Genomic DNA, 22,418 nt, shown 5'->3' with positions numbered 1-22,418 from the left:
CGTTGACGCCGTGTAAAGAAACGTCTCTGTGTGATCAGTCATTGGACAGGATATGCTGGGGTGATGAAAACGCGTTCAACCGCCGCCGACCTGTTCGGCGACGCCGACGCAGGTGGGGGCGACGGAACTCCGGTGAAGCGCCGCTCCCTGCGCGAAGAGCAGAAAGAGATGACGCGCCGGAAGCTCATCGAGGCTTCGAAGGACGTCTTCGAACGGAAGGGATACGCCAAGGCCACGATCGACGACATCGTCGAGACCGCGGGCGCCAGCAGGGGCACCTTCTATCTGTACTTCAAGAGCAAGGGCGAGGTTGCCGCCGAACTCACCGCCCAGTACACCCGCGAGGTGGAGGAGCTGCTCGCCGACGTGGGCGAACGGCTGGACCCGGATCGTGCCGCGATCAAGCGCTGGGTCGAGGCGTACCTGAAGTTGTTCGTGCGGCATGAAGCCAGCGTCCGGGCGTGGATGCAGGCCGAGAGCAGTGAGCGGGAACTGCGCGCGGTCAGCGACGAGCGCCTTGCCACGTTCGTCAGCCACCTGACCGCCTGGATCAACGAAACCCGCCGGCGCAACGGTCTGGGGGAGCCGGTGGAGGCTTCGCGCAGCCGCGCGATCGTCCTGCTCACCCAGCTCGAGCGGTTCTCCTACTTCTCTGTCCTCCGCGGGATGCGCGTCGACAAGCGCAGCGCGGTCGAGTCGCTCGTCGATTTCTGGGAGCTGACTCTGCGTGGCGAGGTGACCGGCTCGGCGTCCACCAAGCGCTGATCCCCCGAACCGCGCCGCGACAGCGCGCCGACGGCCGGCAGTTCCGGGTACCCATTCCCGGGCCTGCCGGCCTTTTTCGTACCCGGGCTCCCCGGCCCGTCTGGTCGTTGTCGTTCCGGCCACGCCTCGGCACGCTAGCCGACACAGTGACTAATGTATAGACTCTTCATCACCGAAATTCGATACTCTGGGAGTGGTGATCGGCGATGAAGGTCAAGGTGGACTACGACCTGTGCGAGAGCAACGGTCTCTGTGTCATGGCGGCGCCGGACGTGTTCGACCTGCGCGATGACGACCAGCTGTACGTCCTGGACGAGACGCCGGATGAGTCCCGGCGCGCCGCTGTCGAGGACGCCGTCCAGGTCTGTCCGAAGCAGGCGCTGCGCATCGAGGGCTAGCGCCAAGGGAAATACGTGACAACTCGATGACAGGGCGTCTAGTGTGTTGCTATAGCGTTCAGTACCAGGATGGAGGCCCCGTGGCGGACGAACTGCGCATGTTGGTGGACAAGGACGAGATCCGGGAGCTGTCCGCCCGGTACAACCGCGCCGCGGACAACCAGCGGCTCGAGGACTTTCTCGGCACGTTCACGCCCGAGGGTGTCTTCGAGGTCGCGGACGGACCCAAGGCCGAGGGCACCGAGGCGATCCGGAAGCTGATGGGCAAGGCCGTCTACGGCAGCGTGCACATGACCCTCGACTCGGTCATCGAGGTGGACGGCGACACCGCAACGCAAACCGCCACCCTGCTGATGGGGCACCGCCGGGACGACCGGGCGAGTTCGACCGTGGTGACCACCGGCCTCTACCAGGACAAGCTCGTCCGCACGCCGGACGGGTGGCGCTTCACCCACCGGCTCGTCTCGACCGACCTGACCTTCCGGCGGGTCAACAAGACGTTCATCGCTCTGACCAAGGCCGAGATTTCCGACGTCTGAGCGGCGAGTCCGGGCAACTTCAGAACTTCCCCAACGGAGAGGTAGCGGTGGCGAGCAGCAGGATTTTCTACGACGAGGCGCTCCAGACGATGTCGCGCGAGGACCGGCGGGCGCTGCAGGATGAGCGCCTGGCCGCGGCTTCGGAACGGATCTACGACGTGCCGATCCCGTTCTTCCGCCGCAGGCTGGAGGAGGCGGGTATCGGCCGGGGGGAGCTGTCGCTGGCGAACCTGTCGTCGGTGCGGCCCTTCGTCAAGGCGGACCTGCGTCAGAGCGAGGCCGAGCACCCGCCGTTCGGCGACTACCGCGGTGCGGCCGTCATGGACTGCGTACGGGTGGCGCAGACGACCGGTACGACGGGCAAGCCCACGGTGCTCTTCTGGACCCCCCGCGACCTCGAGGTCGAGTACCGCGCCTATGCCCGCAACCAGTGGCGGCAGGGCTACAAGCCGGGCGAGACGATCATGGTCACCGCGCACCCGGGCTACCTCAACAACGGGGAGCCGATGAACCGCGCGGCGGCCGAGCGGTACGGGTTCCTCTGCGTCTCGATCGGCCCGCCCACCGACGACAAGAGCATCGAGCCCGCCCTGCGGCTGCTTTCCCTGCTCAAGCCGAACCGGTACGTGGTGCTCGGGCCGGCACTGCAGCGTCTCAACGAGGCAGCCGTCAAGTTCGGCTACGACCCGGTCGAGGACCTGCGGCTCCCGCCGCCGGATGACTCGATCGCGTTCCAGTGGCGGCAGATCTCGGCCGGCGCCGACGCTTTCTCGTACCTGGGCACGGAATGCTCGGAGCAGGCCGGTGCGCACCTCAACGAGGACCTGGCCGTGGTCGAGGTGTTGGACCCGGTCACCTACGAGCCGGTCCCGCCGGGCGAGCGCGGCAACCTGGTGATCACCACGCTGGAGCGCGACAGCCTGGTCGTCCGGTACGACATCGGTGACGTCGTTCGCGTCGAAGAAGCGCCGTGCCCGTGTGGCGAGACCACGCGGCGCGGATTCTACGATGGCCGGCGCGGTGACGTCGTCAACGTCGACGGCACAGAGGTGATGCCCATCGATGTGGCCGTCGAGCTGGCGAAGGACGACGACCTGGGCCGCCCCGGACCGGTGTACCAGCTGGTGCGCCGAGGCGAAACGCAGAAGCGCCTGGAGATCCGCGCCGAGGGCGACGGCGGCGGCCACAATGCGGAGCTGCGGCTGGAGGAGAAGCTCGGGGTCGACGTCGAAATCACCGTCCTGCCCCGCGGAACCATGGCGAGGGCGTCGTACAAGCCGTCACTCGTGGTCGACGAGCAGTGATGGGCTGGGCGGCGCTTGCGAACCTGGTGCGGGACAGGGGAAAGCAGCGGCCGGACGGCGTGGCCGTGTACACACCGTCCGGTGACCGCACCACCTGGGGCGAGCTGGCCGCGGCATCGTCCGCCGTGACGGCCGCGTGCCTTTCCGCGGCCGGGCGGCCCGCCCGGATCGGGGTCTGGATCGCCAACGGGCCGCTGTTCGGCGCCGGACTGTTCGGGGCGTGGCAGTCCGGGGCCACAGCCGCGGTGATCAGCAGCCTCGCCTCCCCGGCCGAGGCCGTCCGGCTCGCCGGGGCCGCCGGGGTCGATGTCGTGGTGACCACCTCCGACCGGGCCGCACATTTCCCGGATTTGCCTGTCGTCGCCGTGGATTCCCCGGGTACGGCTGAGGAACCGGCCACGGTGGCCCCGGCTGCCGAAGCGCTCGTGCTGTTCACGTCCGGGACCACCGGGGCGCCCAAGGGCATCGTGCACCGGGGTGAGGCGTTGGTGTCGTCGATCGATGGCATGCTGACCAGTTCCGGCATCGAGTCCGGGCCCCGGTCGCTGGCGGACGAGGACCGGCGGCCGAACGTCGCGCTCACCCCGCTCTCGCACACCTCCGGACTGATGGGCCTGCTGTTCGCTTGGTGGGCGGGCAAACCGGTGGTGGTGTTCGAACGCTTCGACGCTGTGGGGCTCGATGCGGTGGTCGCCGAGCACAAGGTGCGCACGCTTCGTCTCGTCCCCGCCATGGTGTTCGACCTCGTGCACGCCCCGTCGCGGGTGCGTCTGTCCGGCGTCCGGTACGCGACGGTCGGTTCCGCCGCGCTTTCCCGTTCGCTGGCGGCAAAGTTCGAAGAACGCTATGGGTTCCCGCTCCTGTCGAACTACGGCCAGACCGAGGCGATGGGCGGTATCGCCGCGGAGCGTCTGGAAGATGTCCGCGCCGGGCGCCGCCCGCCCGGGTCCGTGGGGCGTGCACTGCCGGGTGTGCACATCCGCATCGTGGATACCGCAACCGGGCGGGAGGTCGCCGCGGGCGAGGTCGGGGAGATCACCGTTCGCTCCCCGCAGGTGATGCGCCGGTACGCCGGTGACGACGCCGCACCGGTCGATCCGGACGGTTTCCTGCACACCGGAGACCTGGGTTCGGTCGACGAGGACGGGATCCTGTCCGTGGCCGGGCGGGTGAAGGACCTCATCGTCTCCGGCGGGTTCAACATCTACCCGGCCGAGGTCGAGGACGTGCTCGAGCGCGCGCCGGGCGTGGCCGCGGCCGCGGTGGTGGGCGTGCCCGACGACCGCCTCGGTGAGCGGATGCTGGCCGTGGTTGTGCCGTCCGGCGACAGCGTGCCGGAACCCGAGGCGCTGCACGCCTGGGTCCGCGAGCGGCTTGCGCCCTACAAATCCCCCAGGGGCTACCTGGCACTCCCGGAGTTGCCCCGGACGCCGCACGGGAAGCTGGATCGCCGAGCGCTGACGAAGCTGGTCGTCGACCGTGCCGGCGAGTTCGTCATTCCGGCGAAGGCGTCCACCGGATCGAAGGAGATGTCGAGATGAGGCTGTTGGACGGCAAGGTCGTCTTCATCACTGGCGGTGCGCGCGGGCAAGGCCGCGCTCACGCGCTGGTCAGCGCGCGAGCGGGCGCGAAGGTCGTGGTGGTGGACATCGCCGATCAGCTGTCGAGTGTGCCCTACGCGATGGCGAAGCCGGAGGACCTGGACGAGACGGTCGCGCTCGTCGAGAAGGAAGGCGGCGAGGCGCTGGCGGTCCGCGCGGACGTGCGGTCGCAGGACCAACTGGATGCTGCGGTTGCGGCGGCACTGGAGAGGTTCGGGCAGATCGACTCGCTGATCGCCAACGCGGGAATCTGGACGATGGCCCCGTACTGGGAGCTCTCCGAGGAGATGTGGTCGCAGACGATCGAGACCAACCTCGCCGGGATCTGGCGTTCGGCGAAGGCCGTAACGCCGCACATGATCGAACGGGGCACCGGCTCGATCGTCGTCATCTCTTCGGTGAACGGCATCGAGCCCGGGATGAACTACGCCCACTACACGTCCGCCAAGAGCGGCGCGCTGGGGCTGATGAAGGTCATCGCGCTCGAGGGCGGCAGGCACGGCATCCGGTGCAACGCCATCTGTCCCGGCGCGATCCGCACGCCGATGTCGAGCCACCAGGCGGCCTGGGACATGATGGCGGGGCACCCGGGCGGCACCGAGGCGGACATGATCCAGGGCGGCTACCACTACAGCGCGCTGAAGGCGACCAGCTTCCTGGAGCCGGAACGCGTGGCCGAGACGGCGCTCTACCTCAACTCGGAGCTGGCGAGCTCGGTCACGGGTGTGACCATCCCGGTCGACGCGGGGCACCTGCTGCTCGCCGGGATCAACACGGATCCGGTGACGTCCTGATGGCGGATGGCTGACGGAAGAGCAGGCACGGCCGTGGGAATCGGGGCGAAACCCGATTCCCACGGCCGTTTCGCCGACGGACGACGGTTCGTTCGTGATGGGGCTTTCGGGCCGTTGACCTGGCCGAATGTGACATGCAATACTGCGGATTCAGAGAACGACTGTCTGTTTGATGCTTGAACTGTCCGTCAGTGCGGCTCGGTCCCCGCCGGCGGGCGGAGGAGGTCGAGGACGCGGCGGCCGGTCGCGCCAGGGTGCCGATCAAGATCGGCGTGAGGTCAGCGACCCCGGGCGCCAGCTGAGTCTCCGGTGATCAACAGATACGGTGAATGAATAAGTTGTCAGTAATTGTCAGGTCGTAATCCGAACTGCTGTCAACCCTGATCGGACGGAGCTTTCGATGGCGCAAGACGTCCCCCTGCCACGCCTCGACGTGATGTCGGAGGAGTTCAACGACGACCCGCACGGCTACCTGCGGCAGATCCGGAGTGCCAATCCGGTGGCGCGGAACATCTACGGGATGCCGGTGCTGCTGGCTCATGCGGACGTGCAGTCGATACTGAACAGCCCCAAGGTGTGCAACGACTACGCCCAGTCGTTCGCCAAGCTGGGCGTGACCGACGGTCCGTTCGCGGAGTTCCACCTGGGCACGATCCTGCACAAGGACGGTCCCGACCACACCCGGCTGCGCAAGCTCGTCATGCATGCGTTCACCCCGCGAGCGGTCGCGCGGATGAAGGAGCCGGTGCGGGAGCTGTGCATCAAGCTCGTGGACGAGATCGGCGACAGCGGCGAGGTGGACTTCATCCACGACTTCGCGCACCAGCTGCCCGTGCAGGTCATCTGTGATGTGCTGGGCATCCCCCGCGCCGACCACCACACCTTCGACACCTGGGTGACCGACCTCAACGCCATGTTTTCCGAAGAGCTCGGCGCGGAGGGCCGGCGGACAGCGGAGGCCGCGGTCGTCAATCTCTACTCCTATCTGGAAGGGCTGATCGCCGAACGCCGTCGCGATCTCGGTGACGACATGCTGAGCACACTGATCGCCGCGGAGGAGGACGGCGACCGGCTGAGCCACGACGACCTGCTGCGGATGGTCGTGCTCCTCATGCACGGTGGGCACGACACCACCCGCTCCGCGCTGATGATCATGATGGCGACCCTCGCCGAGAACCAGGAGCTGCAGGACCGGCTGCGTGCGGACCGGGCTCTGATGCGCCCCGCGATCGAGGAGATCTTGCGGCTGGAGCCGATTCTGCCGTGGCTGATGCGCAAGGCCCGGACCGACCTGGATCTCGGCGGTGGGGCCGTCGCGCACGAGGGGGAGATGGTGCAGATCTCCCTGCTCGCCGCGAACCGCGACCCGGACGTGTTCACCTGCCCCGACGAGTTGCGGCTGGACCGGGAGGGCCCCTCGCACGTGACGTTCGGCCGTGGTGCGCATTTCTGTCCGGGGAACGCGCTGGCCCGTCTCGAGTTGTCGGAGGCCTTGGACGTCTTGCTGGACCGGTGGAAGCGGTGGGAGTTCCGGGACGGGGAACGGCCCAAGTGGATTCCGCTGTCGAGCATCCGGGCCTTCGAATCGTTGCACTTGTCCTTCGAGGTGGCTTGACCGGTTTCCGGTCCAGCCGGTTGCGCCGGCCGCCGCACCGCCCCGGCACGCAGATGCCGGGGCGGTACGGGGTTCAAGGCGAAGGTACGGCCCGGCGGTCCTGGGGAGACACGCTCTCTGCCGGCGAGTGCACGGTCCACTGGGTCAACCGCAACCCGCCGTCCACCGGGATCGACACGCCCGTGACGTAGCGCGCCGCGTCGCTCAGCAGGAACAGGGACGGGCCGACGATCTCCGCCTCCGTGCCGAGCCGGCCCAGCGCGGTGGTCGACTCCATGCGGGCCCGGATCCCGCCCTGGTCCCACAGTTCGTTGGTGCCCTCGGACGGGAACGGGCCCGGGCCGATGGTGTTGAGCCGGATGCCGTAACGGCCCCATTCCCGTGCGGCGGAACGGATGAACCCCTCCACGCCGGCCTTCGACGCACTCGAGTGCGCCACTCCGGGGGTCTCACGGGAGGCGAGCGCGCTCGTGACCGCGACGCAGGCGCCGGGCAGCCCGGCGCCGATCAGCGGCTCGGCCCAGCGATGGATCACGTGGAAGGCGCCGACGAGCGAGGACTGCACGACGTGGGCGAAACCCTCGGGCGTGATGTCCTCGGCGAGTGAACCGTAGGCCGCCGCCGCCGCGTGGTACAGCAGCTGCGCCGGACCGCCGTCCTCCTCGATCGTGCGGAAAGCCGCGGCGACCGTCTCCGCGTCACGGATGTCGCACGTGACCGGGACGATTTTGCCCGGCAGGCCGGCGCCGCGTTTGACGGTTTCCTCGAGCCGCGCCACACGGCGGCCGAGCACGTAGACGCCGGTACCGGTGGCGGCGATCGCGAGCGCGACCGAGCGGCCGATGCCCGGCCCGCCGCCGGTCACGACCACGCGATCGTAAGCCGGTGTCAACGTGAATTCCCTTGGTGTCACAGTTCCTCCTTGATTCGGTCACCTGGTGCCGTCCGCGAGCGTCGGTGAAGTCGAAGACAGCGTCGACGCCGCCGGGGAACCGCCGCCGCAGTGCACGGACCCCGGACGTGAGTCCGACGTTCGCCTCGATGCCTTGCGACGCAACACGTTCAGCCGTTGCCGCGGAAGAGACCACGGCGGCGATCGAGCCGCTGGGATCGAGTACGGGGGCCGGCTGGAGCACCTGGTCACCGAGCCTGCCGGTGCCCAGGACCACGGCGGTCCCGCCATGCGGAACCCCGGCCTGCCTGAGCGCCCGGTGCGCCGTGGCGACCGCGTCGGCCAGGATAGCCGCCGTGGTCGGGCCGGTCGGGCTCATCCCGACGGTCCGGGGCAGCGGCCAGAGCACGTGCGTCGCCATCCAACCGGGCCGGTGTAGCCCCGGGATCTCGGCGCGCGTGCACGAGTTGTCGGCACGGGCGCGGCAGGCGGCGTATCGGCCGCAGTTCAGCACCGGGTGCAGGGCCACGCGACCGCTCACCGCTGCCTGGTCCGCGTCAAGGTCAGGCTCGCCGACGGCCTCGACGATGCCCGCGACCTCGTGCCCGGGCCGGATCGGATACCGCGCACCGGGCGGCGGTGCGCAGGCAGCGGATGGTTCGACGTCCGTGCGGCAGACCCGGCAGCCGGTGATGTGGATGAGCGCGTCCCTTGGCGCCGTTGGCGGGGGAGCGGGGAGGCCTTCCAGGCTGATTTCGCCTGGCGCCGTGGTGATCCCGCGCATCAGGCAGAACGATGCGGACCGGTGTCCGGGCGGGCCAGGTCCGCGACCACCCTGCGGCGGATCGGCCTGTGCCTGCCCGCCGGGAGGCCGACCGGCTCGCGGAACCCGCGCGCCGCCGACGCCGTCGTCATCAGGCGGCGCAGCGCCCTCGCGTCGTTGCGGGACTCAGCCAATGGCGCTCGCTTCGCCCTTGCGCAGCGCGGCAAGGACGGTGTCCACGACGTCGAGCGCCGAGTACTCCTCGGCTTCGTAGTAGGCGTAGCTGGTGTCGGTCGTGTAGCCCTGCAGGTAGAGCCCGGGGATGGGGGAGACCTTGGGGACGCGGGCGCCGGGCTTGTAGGCCCAGTGGTGCCCGCCGGCTTCGGTCGTGTAGTAGACCTCCGACCACTCGACAATCTCCTCCAGGTTGGCGTAGAACTCATACACGTAGTCGACCAGTCGTTCGAGCCCCGGCTTGAGTTCCTCGTAGGAATGCGGCACCATGCGCCCGTCCACCCGTTTCGTGCCATCGTCGGCGTAGCAGACCTCCAGCAGGTGCTTGCCGGGCGGCGCCGACTTCGGGGACGTGAGCGACGGGATGATCCAGCCGCCCGCGTAGCTGCGATCCTCGCCGACCATGACGCGATTCCAGCTGGCGAAGTCGTCCGGTTTCCCGTCCCCGCGCCGGATCGGCGTGCCGGAAAGTCCCATTTGGACGGAGATCATGGGCAGCTCCCACTGCCTGGTCGAGCGGGCCTGCTCGGCGAACCCTGCCGGAAATTCGCTCTCGGGTACCAGGTCGAACAGCTGGAACGCAGGCCGGGTGAAGATGACGTGGCGGGTGCGCACCTCGCGGACGAAGGCGTGCACGTCCCGGGCGAGCACGCCGGTCGCGCCGTCGGCGTCGCGCAGCAGGCAGGTGGCCTCGGTGTTCAGCCAGATCTCGCCGCCGGCTTCCTCGATGGCCCGGATGTAGGGCTGGCAGGCGCCCTGCATGCCGCCGACTTCCGGGTCGTTCATGGTGTGCAACTGCAGCGCGGACTTCGCGTAGTTGAGCACGAACCTGCCCACCGACGTCTGCTCCGGAGGTAGCGAGTAGATGCACACGCACAGCGAGTACATCGCCTTGCGCAGGTCCGCTGGTTCGCCGCGCTCTTCGAACCACTGCTCGAAGGTGACGTCGGTGAGCTTCGCAGCCTCGGCGCCGTCCATCGCGGCGAGCTCGCCCAGCAACACCAGGAACCGCTGCGCCAGCTCGTCGTCGAGGCCGCAGTTCTCGCGGAGGAAGCGCGTCGCGTCGTCGGTGCCCGCACCGAAGGAGGACACCACGCGCTCGGGGAGGCGGTGCGTCCGCATTGTCGGCGCATGCGGGCCGACGATCGGCAGCGTGACGCCCGCTCGCTCGGCGGCCTTCAGGTGCCACTGGTTGGTGACCAGCACGTAGTCCTGCTCGCCGTGACTGTCGCGGCGGCCGAAGTCGAGCCAGTAGGTCTCTCCCGGCTGGGGCGAGTACGGGTAGGCCCCGCCCGGCAGCCCGGCCTGGTCCAGTTCTTCGATCAGCAGCGGCCGTAGCCCCGCCCGGGCGAGAACCGCCCCTGCGATCAGCGCGCCGTAGCCGGCACCGATGATCACGACTTCGCGCTCTTGCACGTTCCAGGGAACTCGGTCCGACATGACGGCTCCTAGTGGATTTGTGACTTCTTCGGCACGTACCCAGTTCGCTGTTCTGACCATACGCTTGGTGAACCCAAGTGCAACAACTAGACTGTTCGTCATTCGACCTCTACGATGTGGCGATCCGGCAGGGGGACTGCACGAAGGAGTGTGGGTGTCCGTGGCAGAGCGAACGGCGTGGCGCGAGCGGTCGGCCGACGAGCTGCCTTCCGCGGTGGACGAGATGGTTCCCCGGTACATCCTCGAGCGTGTGGCGGGCGCGACGCCGGACGCGACGGCGGTGCTGTTCGAAGACGGCACCGAGTGGACCTTCCGGCAGGCGCTGGCAGCGGGCCACCGCGCGGCGAACGCGCTGGCCGGCCGCGGCGTCGGTCGCGGCGACCGGGTGCTGGTCTTCCTGCCCAACGGTCAGGACTGGCTCCGTGCGTGGTTCGGCGCGACGTTCCTGGGTGCCGTCGTGACTCCGGTCAACACCGCATACAAGGGCGATCTGCTGGCACACGTGTGCGGTGACTCCGGGGCCTCGGTGATCGTGACCGACGACGGGCTGCGCCCGCGCGTGGATGCGGTCGGGCTCGAGCTGGATGTCGTCGATGGTGCCGGGCTGGCGGACGGGTCACCGGAGCCGGTGGCCGATCCACAGCTTGAGCCGTGGGACCTGCATTTCATCAACTACACCTCGGGCACGACGGGGGCCTCGAAGGGCGTGGCCACGACGTACCTGCATTCCTGCATGGCGTCCTACCACTCGTTCGCGGTCAAGGTGCGCCCCGGCGACCGCGTGCTCGTCGACCTCCCGCTCTTCCACGTGGGCGGCCAGTGCCCGGCCCTGGCGTTCTGGTCGTGCGGTCAGAGCATCGCCCTGCGCGAGGTGTTCACCGCCTCGCGCTGGCTCGACGTCGTTCGTGAGACCGGTGCGACCTTCGCCTTCCTGGTCGGCACGATGGCCGGAATGGTGCTGTCGAAGCCGCCGCGGCCCGGCGATGCCGAATCGCCGCTGCGCAGTGTCTACATCAGCCCGGTGCCTTCGGACCCACAGCGGGTGGTGGACCGGTTCGGTCTGGAAGAGCTCTACATCAGCATGGGATCCACCGAGGGCGGTTCGATCTTCGTGTCGGCGCCGGACCGCCCGCTGCGGCCCGGCCTGCTCGGCAGGCCACGTCCCGGGATGGAGGTCGCCGTGGCCGACTCCCACGACCAGCGCGTGCCCGCCGGCCAACCGGGCGAGCTCTTGCTGCGGACGGACCGGCCGTGGGAGATCATCGCCGAGTACTGGCGCAACCCGGTGGCGACGGCGGCGGCGTGGCGCAACGGCTGGTTCCACACCGGAGACCTGGTCCGCGAGGACGACGGCGACTTCTTCTTCGTCGACCGGGTGAAGGACGCCATCCGGCGGCGCGGCGAGAACGTGTCCAACATGGAGGTCGAGGCCCAGGTGGCCGCTTACCCGGAGGTCGCCGAGGTGGCCTGCGTCGCCGGGCCGAGCGAGTTCGAGGGTGACGACGAGGTCAAGGTCTTCGTGGTCGTGAAGGATGCCGCGGCGTTCGATCCGGCGAAGTTGATCGAGTTCCTGCTGCCGCGCCTGCCCTACTTCATGGTGCCGCGGTTCGTCGAGGTGATCGACGCGCTGCCGAAGACTCCGACGAACAAGATCCGCAAGGCGGCGCTGCGCGAGCTGGGCAACTCGGCGCGGACGTGGGACCGGGCCGCGGCGGGCATCGTCGTCGACCGTCGCTCGTAAAACTCCGTCACGAGGGGAAAACATGGGCAGTGCCTCGCGCCCGGCCGGGCACGGAGCCGGTGTCGGTGCCGCTGATCCCGCGGACATCGTGCGGCGGGCCGGCGAGGCGATGGGCGCCGAGGTGACCGGGCTCGCCGAGCTCAAGGGCGGCCGGTCTGGTCTGACGTACTCCGCGCGCGCCGGCGGGGAACCGGTGGTGGTGAAGGTGGCGCCGCCGGGGCTCGCACCGGTGCGCGACCGGGACGTGTTGCGCCAGGCCAGGGTTCTGTCGGTACTGGCAGGTGTGCCCGGCGTCGAGGTGCCGGCCGTGCTGGGGGCACACCCCGGCGCGCCACCGGAGGTCCCGCCGCTGTTGGTCATGTCCTCTGTGGATGGTGAACGCTACGAGCCGCGGCACACCGACTCACCGGTCCGTCCGCCCGCCGGGGTTGTGCTGACCCGCATGCGCCTGGCCGCCGGGATGCTCGCCGCACTGCACACGGCCGATCCCTTCCAGGCGGGGCTCGACGAGCCGGTCTCCGGCCCGGAGGACGAGCTCGGCCGGTGGCGCACCGCGTTCGCGAGCTGCGAGCTCGAACCGCGCGTGGCCGAGCTGGAGGCGGAGTGCGGCCGGCTCCTCGAGGACGCGCTGCCCGCGCCGGTATGGCCGTCGATACTGCACGGCGACTGGCGGATGGGCAACATGCAGTGTGCCGGGACCGAGATCCGCGCGGTGACCGACTGGGAGATCTGGTCGGTCGGCGATCCGCGTGCCGACCTCGCCTGGATGCGGCTCATGTCCGACCCGGCGCACCCGGCTGTCGTCGCACCATGGGCCCCCGCAGTCGAACCGGCCGAGCTGCGGGCGGTCTACGAGGCGGCGATGGGCCGGGAGGTCGCGGACCTGGCGTGGTTCGACGCGCTCGCCCGGTACAAGCAGGCGGCCGCGTCGGCGCTGCTGGTGAAGAATGCACAGCGGCGTGGTGAGGCCCCTGCGTTGACGGAAAAGTCGCGCCGCGTGCTGCCCTTGCTGCTGGCCGCCGCCCACGAGCGGCTCACCGGGGCTGCCTGAGGAATACCGGAAAATGCCGCCACGACGCCCGTCGTGGCGGCACTTTCCGGTCAGCGTGGGGTGGCCGCCACACGCAGCGTCGCCAGGTTGTTGGTGCCGAAGGAGTTTCGTTCCTCGGCCTCGATCAGCCGCAGGTCGCGGTAGCGCTCCAGAAGTACTTCCAGGCCGATCAGCAGCTCCTGGCGCGCCAGCGGGGCGCCGACGCAGTGGTGGATGCCCGCCGCGAACGACAGGTGCGGGTTGGGTCTGCGGCCGACGTCGAAGGCGTCCGGGTCGGTGAACACATCCTCGTCGCGGTTGGCCGAGTGCATGATGACGCCGACCTGTTCGCCTTCCTCGACCACGTGGCCCGCCAGCTCGGTGCGGTGCAGCGCGATCCGTTTCTGCGTCGAGACCGGCGGGTCGAACCGCAGGATTTCCTCGACCGCCGAGTCCAGCAGGTCAGGGTCCGCCTGCAGCCGGCCGAGCTGGTCGCGGTGCGTGAGCAGGGCGTGAACGCCGTTGCACAGCGCGCTGGCCGTCGTCTCGAACCCGCCCGCCAGCAAGATGGCGATGGCGCCCACGATCTCGCCGTGTGAGAGCTCGCCGGTGTCCTCGGCCTCCAGGATCCCGTCGATGAATTCGCCCTGGGGGGCCACTCGCCGGGCGGCGACGAAGTCCTCGATGTAGTCGAACAGCGGCTGCGCGGCGCGGTAGACCCCGTCGATCAGCCGCACGTCGTAGTCGGCGGCGATCTGCAGCAGCCAGGCCGCGACCTTCGGGTCGTCGTCGGACGGCAGCCCGGTCAGCTCCGAGACCATGCGGATCGGCACCGCGTACGCGTAGTCGGTGACGAGGTCGAACTCGGTCCTGCCTTCGAGCCGGTCGAGCTGCTCGGAGAACAGCGCCCGGATTCTTTCCCGCTGTGCCAGCGAGTTGCGGCGGCCGAACAGCTTGTCGAACAGCTTCCGGATGCGTGTGTGGTCCGGTGGATCGATCTCGTCCATGAAGCGGTGTTCGAAGATCCGGCGGCTTTCCTGTGCGGCCGCGGGGTCGCTGCGCTCCAGCTCCTGGAAACGCAGCGACCGCAACGGGTCGTTGCCCCATGTCCTCGCGTTGCGGAAGATCTGGCTGCATTCCGCGTGGCGGAAGAACGTGAGTCCCAGCCCGGGCACCAGGTGGCTCGGGTTTTCCCGCCGGAACACCGCGTAGTAGGCGTTGGGGTCCGTGACGAGCCGGGGGTCGGTGACGTCGAAGATCGGTGGCGTGCCGGTCACGTCAGTCCCGCAGGGTCGCGGTGACCGCGGCGGAGTCGTGGTAGCAGACGAGCACTTCCTCGATGAGCCCGTCGCGCACGGTGTAGAGCTCGAGGAAGGGCATGTCGACGTTCGCCCCGGTCTCGCGGTTGGTGATCTTCATGTGTCCGCGCAGCAATGCGCGCTCGTCGTCGATCGGGAGGTAGACGTTGGGTTGCAGGGCGAATTCGCCACTGGCGCTGACCCGCTCGCACAGTTTCTGGAAGCCCGCTGGGCCTTCGTACACGCCGCCGTAGGGCAGCGAGGGGGCTTCGTAGAGCCGGCAGTCCGGTGCGACCAGCTTCTTGGCGGTCTCGATGTCGCCGGTGCCGAAGGCGGTCTGGAACTTCTCCACGATCTCCGCCGCTGGTGCGCTCATGCGAGGTGCCTTTCGTCTACGCTGACGATGTGTGCAAGAAGATGACGTAAAGGCTACTCGTTGACCCTTCATACTGTCTATGCTCGGGGTGACGAGGAAGTCGAGCGGTGGTCGCCCGGCGGGTGACCCGGATCGGAGGAGCAAGGTGGGAGCGGCACAGCGCCTGGCGGGAAAGATCGCCATCGTGACGGGAGCAGCCGGTGGGATCGGCAAGGAGCACGCCAAGCGGTTCGCCGACGAGGGAGCGTCGGTCGTGGCGCTGGACATCGACGAGCAGGGTGCCGAGTCCACCGCGAAGGAGCTGCCGGCCGGCGGTGACCAGCGGCACCTCGGTGGCCGCGTGGACATCTCGTCGCTGGCCAGCTGCCAGGATGCGGCCGACCGCGTCGTCGCCGAGTTCGGCCGCATCGACGTACTGGTGAACAACGCCGCGATTTATGCGAACATCGACCACAAGCGGGCCGACGAGGCGTACCTGGACCAGGTGCTGTCGGTCAACATGCTCGGGCCGTGGCGGATGTCGAAGGCCGTCGTCCCGACGATGATGTCCCAGAACTCCGGGCGCATCATCAACCAGTCGTCCGACGCGGCGCTGATGTACCACGTGTCGCGCAAGCCCGAGACGCTGCCGAACTTCGCCTACGCGTGGTCGAAGTACAGCGTCAACGGCCTCACCAAGTTCATGGCGGGCGTGCTGGGTGGCTACAACATCACCGTCAACTGCATCTCGCCCGGGATGACGATGACCGAAGCGACCCAGCAGGCCGTTTCGCCGCGGATGGCGGAGCGCCTCAATGCGAGCACCCCGCTGGGGCGTGCCATGGAGCCGCAGGAGATCGCGGCCGCGGCGCTGTTCCTGGCCTCCGACGACGCGAAGAGCATCACCGGGCAGATCCTGTACGTCAACGGTGGCGCCGTGATGCCCTGATCGCTCGTACAAGCCCCATCCCATCAAAAGGAGACAGCAGATGGCTGACAATCTCGCTGTGCTGCGCAGGTTCTACGAACTCGCTGGAGCGGCCTACGAACCCGGTGCGAAGTTGCCGGATGAGATCTACGACCTGCTGCACCCCGACCTGGTGACCCGTGAGCCGGAGTCGCTGCCCTACGGGGGCACCTACCACGGGATCGAAGGTTGGCGGGAACTGTATGCCAAGACCGCCGAGTTCTGGGCCTTCGACTCGATGAAGCCGGCGGAGTACGTGTGCCAGGGCGACTACGTCGTCGCGCTCAACCGCATCGTCGGGCGCATCCGCGCCACCGGGAAGTTCTTCGACATGCCCTTGGTCGCGGTGTGGAAGTTCGAGAACGGCCGGATCCGCTCCGCCGACATCATCCCGTTCGACGCGCACGCCATCCTGGAGGGCTCGAAGTCCTAGCTTGAGTTCTGGGTGAAGCCCTTAGTCAGTCCAAGGGCTTCAGTTGATCGGTGTGCATCCACCGGGTGTGCCCGGGGTGACTATGCCGCGGGCACCAGACGGCCGGCTCGTGTTGGCGGTCGACATCACCGGTGGGCTGCGCCGGAAGCGCGCACGTGTCCGCAACGCATTCTCTGGATGGACGTGGTCCGGCCGGCCGGGCGATGATGCGGCAACAGTGACGGCCGGCCGGTGCGCGACGTGGTGGACCGGCGGATCAGGGGGGTCACTGGCAGGCCGGGGAGCCGTACATCCTGCTGGTCGCCGACGCCGGCTACGATGGTCCCCGGCCGGCACACGTGCTGGCCGGTCTGCCGGTCACTGTTCTGGTGCCTGCGCCCCGGGCACCCGCCCACTGCCCGGCACAACCAAGGGTCGCCCGCGCCGCCGCGGTGGCTGAGTTCGCCTTCGGCGACCCGTCCACCTGGGGCGAACCGGACACCACCACCCGCACCTCGACGGCCCCGCCCTGGTCCGGGCACGGGACCGACCGCACCCGAGGCTGACCCATCGCATCGCCTGGGCCGGTCACCTGGGCAAGCTGCCCCTCCCGGGGTGCACCGGGATCCGGCTCGAGGTGGCCCGCCTGCCGTCGGGGGGTCATCCCGAAGCCCGTGTGGCTCTGGCACTCCCGCACTGGCCTGGCAAGGTCTAGCTGTGTTGTTGGGTGAGGTTGGTGGCGCGGCTGGCTGGGGTGTTGCCCCGATGGCGGTGTGGGGTCGGTGGTAGTTGTACCAGCCGGGCCAGTCGGGGAAGGCGGCTTGGCGTTGGGTTTCTGGTCGTTGCGGCGGGCAGCGGAACGGTTCCAGGTCTCCTGCTCCACGACACACCGGGCCAGCCTCAGCCGGCCCGTCGGAGTCAAGAGCGCGTTACGGTGGACCATCGAGGACCTCCTGGTGTTCGGCTGTTGATGTCGCGATCCACACCGAACCCGGAGGTCCTCACCCACATCAAGATCATCCCAAGCGTGTCAGCCCATCACCAACGTCCCCGAACAACACATCTAGCCCTGGCCCGGCAGGCGTTCCTCCGCCGGTTCGAGGCTGGTGATCGCCGCCTGCACCAACGAAATCGAAGTCCGGCAACCCACGGCCCCGCCGAACAGGTCAATACCCGAGCTGGACCCGCACCGACGAGAACGGGGCCCCGGCGGGTACGTACCTGCCGGGGCCCCGTTCTCGTCGGTGCGGCTCAGTCGTAGGTGATGAGGCCGCGGATGTTCGCCCCGGAGTGCATCGCCCGGTAGCCCTCGTTGATCTGGTCGAGCGAGTACCGGGTGGTGATCATCTCGTCGAGCTTGAGCAGGCCGGTCCGGTACAGCTCGATCAGGCGGCGGAAGTCCTCCGCCGGATTGGCCTCCCCGAAGACGTGGCCGTAGATCCGCTTGTTCGACATCGCCAGGTCGAACAGCGACACGGCGGCCGTGGTCTCCGCGATCGGCGCCACCGACGTGATGACGGCCTTGCCGCCCTTGGAGGTCAGGCCCATGACCGGGGCCAGCAGGTCGCCGTGCAGCACGCCGACGGTCACGATGACGACGTCGGCCATCACCCCGCGGGTCGCCTCGCGCACGAGATCGGTCGCCTCGTCGACGGACGCGGCGGTGTGCGTGGCGCCCATCGTGAGCGCGAACTCGCGGCGGAACTGCAGCGGCTCGACGGCGACGACGGTGCTGGCCCCGGCGATCCGGGCACCCTGCACGGCGCTCGTGCCCACCCCGCCGACACCCACGACGACGACCACGTCACCCGGTTTGACGTCGGCGACCTTCGTGGCGGCGCCGAATCCGGTCGTGACCCCGCAGCCGATGAGCGCGGCGGTCTGCAGTGGGATGTCCTCGGGGATCTTCACGACCTGGGTCTCGGACACGGTGGTGTGCGTGGCGAAGGTGCCCAACTGGACGTACGCCCCGATGTTCTCGCCGTTCAGCCGGCGGCGGTAGGTGCCGTCGGGCGCGTAACCGGTGAGCGCGAAGGCGCCGTTGTCGCACAGATTCGCGCGCCCGGACACACACCAGCGGCACTCCCCGCAGTTGGGCACCGGGTGCAGCAGGACGTGGTCGCCTTCCTTCAGCGCCGTGACCTGCGACCCGACCTCGGTGACCACGCCCGCGCCCTCGTGCCCGCCGATGATCGGGAAAGGACACGGCACGTCGCCGGTCACGGAGTGGTCGTCGGAGTGGCACAGGCCCGAGGCCGCCAGCTTGACGGTCACCTCGTGCGGGTTGGGCGGGTCGAGCTCGATCTCCTCGATCCGGTAGTCCTCCTTGACCCCGAACAGGACCGCGGCAGGAATCTTCATGTACTTGCCCTTCTTCGTCTTCGTCGAGGGTCAGAGGCGGAGCAGAACGGTTTTGGTTTCGGTGTAGGTGTCGATCGAGGCGCTGCCGAACTCACGGCCGTAGCCGGACTGCTTGTAGCCGCCGAACGGGAAGCTCGGGAGCAGGTCGCCGTAGGTGTTGACCCACACGATGCCCGAGCGGATGCCGGCCGCGAGGCGGTGCGCGCGGGACACATCCCGGGTCCACACACCGGCCCCCAGTCCGTACTCGGAGTCGTTCGCCAGGCGCAGCGCCTCCTCCTCGTCGTCGAAGGGGATCACCGAGACCACCGGCCCGAAGATCTCCTCGCGGGCGATGCGCATCGAGTTCGACACGTTCGCGAAGATCGTCGGCGCCACGAAGTAGCCGTTGTCGCCAACCCGCTCGCCGCCGGCGACGAGTTCGGCGCCCTCGTCGACGCCGATCTTGATGTAGGACTGGACGCGGTCCAGCTGCTCGGCCGACACGAGCGGGCCGAGCTGCGACGCCGGGTCGAACCCGCCGCCGACGGTCATCGCGCCGGACGCGGCGACGAGCCGCTGGACGAACTCGTCGTGGATGGAGCGCTCGACGAACAGCCGGGTCCCGGCGTAGCAGACCTGGCCCGAGTTGGCGAACGCCGCCATCAGCGAGCCGCCGGTGGCCGCGTCGAGGTCCGCGTCGGCGCAGACGATGTTCGGGCTCTTGCCGCCGAGCTCGAGCGTCACCCGCTTCATCGTCTCGGCCGCCTGGGCCTGGATCAGGCGGCCGGTGGCGGTGGAGCCGGTGAAGGAGATCTTGTCGACCTCCGGGTGGTTCACCAGCGCCGCGCCCACGGTCGGCCCGTCCCCGTTCACGACGTTCACGACGCCGGGCGGGATGCCCGCCTCGACGCACAGCTCCGCCAGCCGCACGGCACTGAGCGGTGTCTGCTCAGCGGGCTTGAGCACGACGGTGTTCCCGCACGCGAGCGCCGGAACGATCTTGTTGATCGCCACGCTGACCGGCGCGTTCCACGGCGTGATGCCCGCGCACACCCCGATCGGCTCGCGGCTGGAGTAGCTGAAGTACTCGCCCGGCACGGGGTTGAGCGTGCCCTCGATCTTGGTCGGCCAGCCCGCGTAGTACCGGAGGGTGTCGATGGCGAAGCCCACCGCGTACTGGGCGAAAGCCAGCGGCATGCCGTTGTCCAGCGTGTCGAGCTCGCTCAGCTGTTGGAGGTCGCGCTCCATCAACTCGCCCAGCTTGTGCAGCACCTTCTCCTTCTGGGCCGGCGGCAGCGAACGCCAGCGGCCGTCGTCGAAGGCCGTCCGCGCCGCGGCCACGGCGTCGGCGACGTCGTCCCTGCCCGCACCGGGGAACTCGGCGATGGTGTTTTCGGTCGCGGGGTCGACGACAGCCAACTCCTCACCGCGGCCGGCCTTGAAGTCGCCGCCGATGAGGTTTCGCATCGGCTGTTTCAGGAAGCTCTGTGTCTCGGCGGAAAGCGTTCCGGTAGGCGTCATTGCCTCTCCTGGTCTGTCCTCAATGGATGGTGGGCAGGCGTGTCAGGTGGTGCGGTTGATCGCGATCTTCGCCGCGACCCGGTCCCAGGTCTGCGGGCCGTTGCCCCGTTCACGCAGCTCCACCTTCCGGATCTTCGCGGTCGGAGTCTTGGGCAGCTCGTCGACGAGTTCGACGAACCGCGGGACGGCGAAGTAGGGGAGCTCGCGGGCCATGTGCAGCACCAGCTCATCCGGTGCGACGGTCTTGCCGGGCTGGGGCACGACGTAGACCTTCACCTCGATGTCGCCATCGAGGTCGCCCGGCACCGACACGCAGGCGATCTCCTGCACGCCGGGGAACGACAGGCCGCTGCTCTCGACCTCGAAGCTCGAGATGTTCTCCCCGCGGCGGCGCAGCGAGTCGGTGATGCGGTCGCTGAAGTAGAGCTGCCCGTCCGGTTCCCGCACGACCGCGTCGCCGGTGTGGTACCAGCCGTTGCGCCACGCCTTCACGGTCGCCTCGGGCCGGCCCCAGTACTCGGTCATGAGCTCCCACGGGCGGTCCGACCGGACGATGAGCTCGCCCGGGGTGCCGTCCGGAACCGGGATGTCGTGCTCGTCGACGACGCGGACATCGAGGCCGGCGCGAGGCACGCCCAGCGCCTTCGTGTTCGGCGTGGGGTCGTTGAGGATCGTGACCGCGCCGGTCTCGGTGGGGCCGTAGCAGACGAAGATGTTCTCCAGTCCGAACCGGCGCATGAAGCCCTCCGGGTCGCCCACCATCGGAGTGACCAGGATCCGCCGCAGCGGGTTGTCCGCATCGTCCGGCTTCTCCGGCTGGGCCAGGAGCATTCCGGCCATCGTGCCGACGAGGAAGCTGTGCGTCACCCCCTCTTCACGCGCGATGTCGAGGTACCGCGACGCGCTGAAGACTTCACGCCGCACCACGCGGGCGCCGGCGGACCAGAACCCGAAGGTCGGCGCCTGGCCCGACGTGTGGAACATCGGCAGGTCCGCCAGCAGGCAGTCGGTCGGCCGCACGTACTTGTTGAACGGCTCGTGCGCGGTCATCGCCGCGCACAGGTTGCTGGTGAGCGCCCCCTTCGACGGGCCCGTGGTGCCCGACGTGTAGTTGATGTAGATCGGGTCCCAGGGTTCGAGCGGCCGGTCCAGCGACGGGGCCCTGCGGTCGCCGGTGGCGAGCTCGGCGCCGAGCAGGCGCTGCAGCCGCACGTCGACCTGCTCCAGCCGGGTGGCCAGGTTCCGGTCGGTGATGATCAGCTCGGCGCGGGAGTCCTGGCAGATGTGCGCGAGGAACTTGCCCTTCGCGGCCGTGTTGACCGGGACCACGATCGCGCCGAGGAACGCGATGCCCAGCCAGGCGCGAATCCAGTCCGGGCCGTTCGGCAGGAACACCAGAACGGTCTGGCCCCGGCGCACGCCGCGCCCGGCCAGTACGTTCGCGGCGGCGTAACCCTGGTGCACGAGTTCCTCGTAGGTCCACCGTTCACCGTCTTCGAAGCGGATCGCCTCGTTGCCCGCGATCTTGGCGGCCTGGTGTTCAAGCATCGTCCGAAGAACGATCTCGTGGGGATGACTCGGTACCCGGTTGACAGGACTGCCTACGCCGGACTGTGTCAATTCAAGTCCCAACGCCCCTCCTTGGACGAAGGTCAGCTACGCTGACGCACTGTACGACGATTAATCAGAAGACTAGAGTTTGTTCCCGCTGTTCGTCTACGGGCAATTTCGAACCGGGTAGGGAGCCCGTTCGGAATCCGCTACCTCGCCGCCGGATGGGCCAGTACGCTCAACTCCCAGGCGTCGGCCAGCGACTCGATGACACCACCCTCGTCCATCTCCCACTTCCGGACAAGCATGAAGTAGGCCAGCCGTTCGAGTTGGGCCACCAGCAGAACGGCTCTGCTGTGGGAGATCTCGTCCGGCTCCGGGAGACCCGCGCGACGGCGGTTTTCACCGATCCACGTGGTGAGGCGGCCGAGGAACCTCTCCAGCCGCTGGTCGCTCACCACGCGCAGGCTGCGCTCGATGCTCTCGGCCTGCATCCACGCCCGGATGCTCGAACGATGGCGGGAGAACAAGGCGAAGTACGCTTCGAGCCACGCCTTGACCTTGTCGCGGTCCGGGTCGGACTGCTGCGTGAGATCGGTGAGCAACGCTTCGGCTTCGACCGTGTACTCCGCGATCAGCTCCGCCGCGACCTCGCACTTGTTCCGGAAGTACAGATAGTACGTACCTCGGCTCGCGCCGGCCGCCGCGACGATGTCGTCGATGCTCGTGCCGGCGTAGCCCTTGCTGCCGAAAACCTTCTTGGCCGCGGCGACCAGTTTGCGCCGCGTCAGCTCCTTCTGCTCGGCGCGGAGTGAGCGCGGGCGGTGCGTGTCAGAGGTACGTGCCATCGTCGAA

The 22,418-nt window shown here is 68.8% G+C and carries 19 protein-coding genes and 3 pseudogenes; 11 read left to right on the top strand and 11 right to left on the bottom strand.

The genetic code is table 11. The annotated features are described in order from the left end of the window. Positions 1-30: 30 nt before the first annotated feature. The 7 genes from FB470_RS33615 to FB470_RS33585 all read left to right on the top strand — a co-directional run bounded on the left by FB470_RS33615 (position 31) and on the right by FB470_RS33585 (position 7,016). Positions 31-765, top strand: coding sequence for a TetR/AcrR family transcriptional regulator (locus FB470_RS33615; protein WP_306998200.1), 735 nt, complete (start codon positions 31-33; stop codon positions 763-765). Between the two features lie 206 nt (positions 766-971). Continuing rightward, entirely contained in the window at positions 972-1,163 is a 192-nt protein-coding gene (locus tag FB470_RS33610) for a ferredoxin (protein ID WP_306998198.1), read from the top strand. An 80-nt stretch (positions 1,164-1,243) separates the two neighbouring features. After that, on the top strand, positions 1,244-1,702 hold the full coding sequence (locus FB470_RS33605) for a nuclear transport factor 2 family protein (protein ID WP_306998196.1): 459 nt from the start codon (positions 1,244-1,246) through the stop codon (positions 1,700-1,702). A gap of 47 nt (positions 1,703-1,749) precedes the next feature. Next, positions 1,750-3,006, top strand: coding sequence for a phenylacetate--CoA ligase family protein (locus tag FB470_RS33600; protein WP_306998194.1), 1,257 nt, complete (start codon positions 1,750-1,752; stop codon positions 3,004-3,006). After that, on the top strand, positions 3,006-4,547 hold the full coding sequence (locus FB470_RS33595) for a class I adenylate-forming enzyme family protein (protein WP_306998192.1): 1,542 nt from the start codon (positions 3,006-3,008) through the stop codon (positions 4,545-4,547). Before FB470_RS33600 ends, FB470_RS33595 begins: the two co-directional genes overlap by 1 nt. After that, positions 4,544-5,401: a mycofactocin-coupled SDR family oxidoreductase gene (locus tag FB470_RS33590; protein WP_306998190.1), complete on the top strand. Its 858-nt coding sequence runs from the start codon at positions 4,544-4,546 to the stop codon at positions 5,399-5,401. The genes FB470_RS33595 and FB470_RS33590 overlap by 4 nt, the downstream gene beginning before the upstream one ends. A 400-nt stretch (positions 5,402-5,801) precedes the next feature. Then, complete coding sequence (locus FB470_RS33585) at positions 5,802-7,016, top strand: cytochrome P450 (RefSeq protein ID WP_306998188.1); 1,215 nt, start codon at positions 5,802-5,804, stop codon at positions 7,014-7,016. Positions 7,017-7,089: 73 nt separating this feature from the next. Here FB470_RS33585 and FB470_RS33580 read toward each other — a convergent pair whose 3' ends face one another. From FB470_RS33580 to FB470_RS33575, 3 genes and pseudogenes are all read right to left on the bottom strand, one after another. After that, positions 7,090-7,929 carry an SDR family oxidoreductase gene (locus FB470_RS33580; protein WP_306998186.1) on the bottom strand — a complete coding sequence of 280 codons (840 nt, stop codon included), beginning with the start codon at positions 7,927-7,929 and terminating at the stop codon, positions 7,090-7,092. Between the two features lie 388 nt (positions 7,930-8,317). Next, positions 8,318-8,692 (bottom strand): annotated as a pseudogene (locus tag FB470_RS35925) (alcohol dehydrogenase catalytic domain-containing protein); the annotation flags it as partial. 165 nt (positions 8,693-8,857) lie between these two features. Continuing rightward, positions 8,858-10,345, bottom strand: a complete 1,488-nt coding sequence (locus FB470_RS33575) for a phytoene desaturase family protein (RefSeq protein ID WP_306998184.1) — start codon at positions 10,343-10,345, stop codon at positions 8,858-8,860. Between the two features lie 67 nt (positions 10,346-10,412). Between FB470_RS33575 and FB470_RS33570 the strand changes: the two genes are divergently transcribed. Together FB470_RS33570 and FB470_RS33565 are read left to right on the top strand one after the other, a co-directional pair. After that, positions 10,413-12,086 carry an AMP-binding protein gene (locus FB470_RS33570; protein WP_306998182.1) on the top strand — a complete coding sequence of 558 codons (1,674 nt, stop codon included), beginning with the start codon at positions 10,413-10,415 and terminating at the stop codon, positions 12,084-12,086. Positions 12,087-12,108: 22 nt separating this feature from the next. Further along, positions 12,109-13,137 (top strand): phosphotransferase family protein, encoded by a 1,029-nt coding sequence (locus tag FB470_RS33565; protein WP_306998180.1) that lies wholly within the window; start codon positions 12,109-12,111, stop codon positions 13,135-13,137. A 50-nt stretch (positions 13,138-13,187) separates the two neighbouring features. Here the strand turns inward: FB470_RS33565 and FB470_RS33560 are convergent, their stop codons facing one another. Then, on the bottom strand, positions 13,188-14,393 hold the full coding sequence (locus FB470_RS33560; protein WP_306998177.1) for a cytochrome P450: 1,206 nt from the start codon (positions 14,391-14,393) through the stop codon (positions 13,188-13,190). 1 nt (position 14,394) lies between these two features. Further along, a complete protein-coding gene (locus FB470_RS33555) occupies positions 14,395-14,790 on the bottom strand; it encodes a nuclear transport factor 2 family protein (RefSeq protein ID WP_306998176.1) in 396 nt (131 codons plus the stop codon). A gap of 184 nt (positions 14,791-14,974) precedes the next feature. Between FB470_RS33555 and FB470_RS33550 the strand changes: the two genes are divergently transcribed. Further along, positions 14,975-15,718, top strand: coding sequence for an SDR family NAD(P)-dependent oxidoreductase (locus tag FB470_RS33550; RefSeq protein WP_306998174.1), 744 nt, complete (start codon positions 14,975-14,977; stop codon positions 15,716-15,718). Positions 15,719-15,758: 40 nt separating this feature from the next. Then, positions 15,759-16,169, top strand: coding sequence for a nuclear transport factor 2 family protein (locus tag FB470_RS33545; RefSeq protein WP_306998172.1), 411 nt, complete (start codon positions 15,759-15,761; stop codon positions 16,167-16,169). A 690-nt stretch (positions 16,170-16,859) separates the two neighbouring features. Here FB470_RS33545 and FB470_RS35920 read toward each other — a convergent pair. The 6 genes and pseudogenes from FB470_RS35920 to FB470_RS33525 all read right to left on the bottom strand — a co-directional run. Then, positions 16,860-16,975: pseudogene (locus FB470_RS35920) on the bottom strand (IS481 family transposase); the annotation flags it as partial. A gap of 17 nt (positions 16,976-16,992) precedes the next feature. Continuing rightward, a pseudogene (locus FB470_RS35915) lies at positions 16,993-17,091 on the bottom strand (IS481 family transposase); the annotation flags it as partial. Between the two features lie 308 nt (positions 17,092-17,399). Beyond that, positions 17,400-18,509: an NDMA-dependent alcohol dehydrogenase gene (locus FB470_RS33540; RefSeq protein ID WP_306998170.1), complete on the bottom strand. Its 1,110-nt coding sequence runs from the start codon at positions 18,507-18,509 to the stop codon at positions 17,400-17,402. 30 nt (positions 18,510-18,539) lie between these two features. After that, a complete protein-coding gene (locus tag FB470_RS33535) occupies positions 18,540-20,012 on the bottom strand; it encodes an aldehyde dehydrogenase family protein (protein ID WP_306998168.1) in 1,473 nt (490 codons plus the stop codon). Positions 20,013-20,054: 42 nt separating this feature from the next. Beyond that, positions 20,055-21,560, bottom strand: a complete 1,506-nt coding sequence (locus FB470_RS33530; protein ID WP_306998166.1) for an AMP-binding protein — start codon at positions 21,558-21,560, stop codon at positions 20,055-20,057. Positions 21,561-21,772: 212 nt separating this feature from the next. Next, positions 21,773-22,411: a TetR/AcrR family transcriptional regulator gene (locus FB470_RS33525; RefSeq protein ID WP_306998164.1), complete on the bottom strand. Its 639-nt coding sequence runs from the start codon at positions 22,409-22,411 to the stop codon at positions 21,773-21,775. Positions 22,412-22,418 lie beyond the last annotated feature (7 nt).

Source organism: Amycolatopsis thermophila (assembly GCF_030814215.1).
Taxonomy (GTDB): domain Bacteria; phylum Actinomycetota; class Actinomycetes; order Mycobacteriales; family Pseudonocardiaceae; genus Amycolatopsis_E; species Amycolatopsis_E thermophila.
This window is presented reverse-complemented; position numbering and strand designations above follow the sequence as displayed.

Bases quoted from the DNA above. Each gene is read 5' to 3' on its own strand.
- FB470_RS33595 (WP_306998192.1), top strand. From the start codon at position 3,006: ATGGGCTGGGCGGCGCTTGCGAACCTGGTGCGGGACAGGGGAAAGCAG.
- FB470_RS33545 (WP_306998172.1), top strand. From the start codon at position 15,759: ATGGCTGACAATCTCGCTGTGCTGCGCAGGTTCTACGAACTCGCTGGA.
- FB470_RS33555 (WP_306998176.1), bottom strand. From the start codon at position 14,790: ATGAGCGCACCAGCGGCGGAGATCGTGGAGAAGTTCCAGACCGCCTTC.
- FB470_RS33575 (WP_306998184.1), bottom strand. From the start codon at position 10,345: ATGTCGGACCGAGTTCCCTGGAACGTGCAAGAGCGCGAAGTCGTGATC.
- FB470_RS33525 (WP_306998164.1), bottom strand. From the start codon at position 22,411: ATGGCACGTACCTCTGACACGCACCGCCCGCGCTCACTCCGCGCCGAG.
- FB470_RS33540 (WP_306998170.1), bottom strand. From the start codon at position 18,509: ATGAAGATTCCTGCCGCGGTCCTGTTCGGGGTCAAGGAGGACTACCGG.
- FB470_RS33565 (WP_306998180.1), top strand. From the start codon at position 12,109: ATGGGCAGTGCCTCGCGCCCGGCCGGGCACGGAGCCGGTGTCGGTGCC.
- FB470_RS33585 (WP_306998188.1), top strand. From the start codon at position 5,802: ATGGCGCAAGACGTCCCCCTGCCACGCCTCGACGTGATGTCGGAGGAG.
- FB470_RS33610 (WP_306998198.1), top strand. From the start codon at position 972: ATGAAGGTCAAGGTGGACTACGACCTGTGCGAGAGCAACGGTCTCTGT.
- FB470_RS33530 (WP_306998166.1), bottom strand. From the start codon at position 21,560: ATGCTTGAACACCAGGCCGCCAAGATCGCGGGCAACGAGGCGATCCGC.
- FB470_RS33535 (WP_306998168.1), bottom strand. From the start codon at position 20,012: ATGACGCCTACCGGAACGCTTTCCGCCGAGACACAGAGCTTCCTGAAA.
- FB470_RS33590 (WP_306998190.1), top strand. From the start codon at position 4,544: ATGAGGCTGTTGGACGGCAAGGTCGTCTTCATCACTGGCGGTGCGCGC.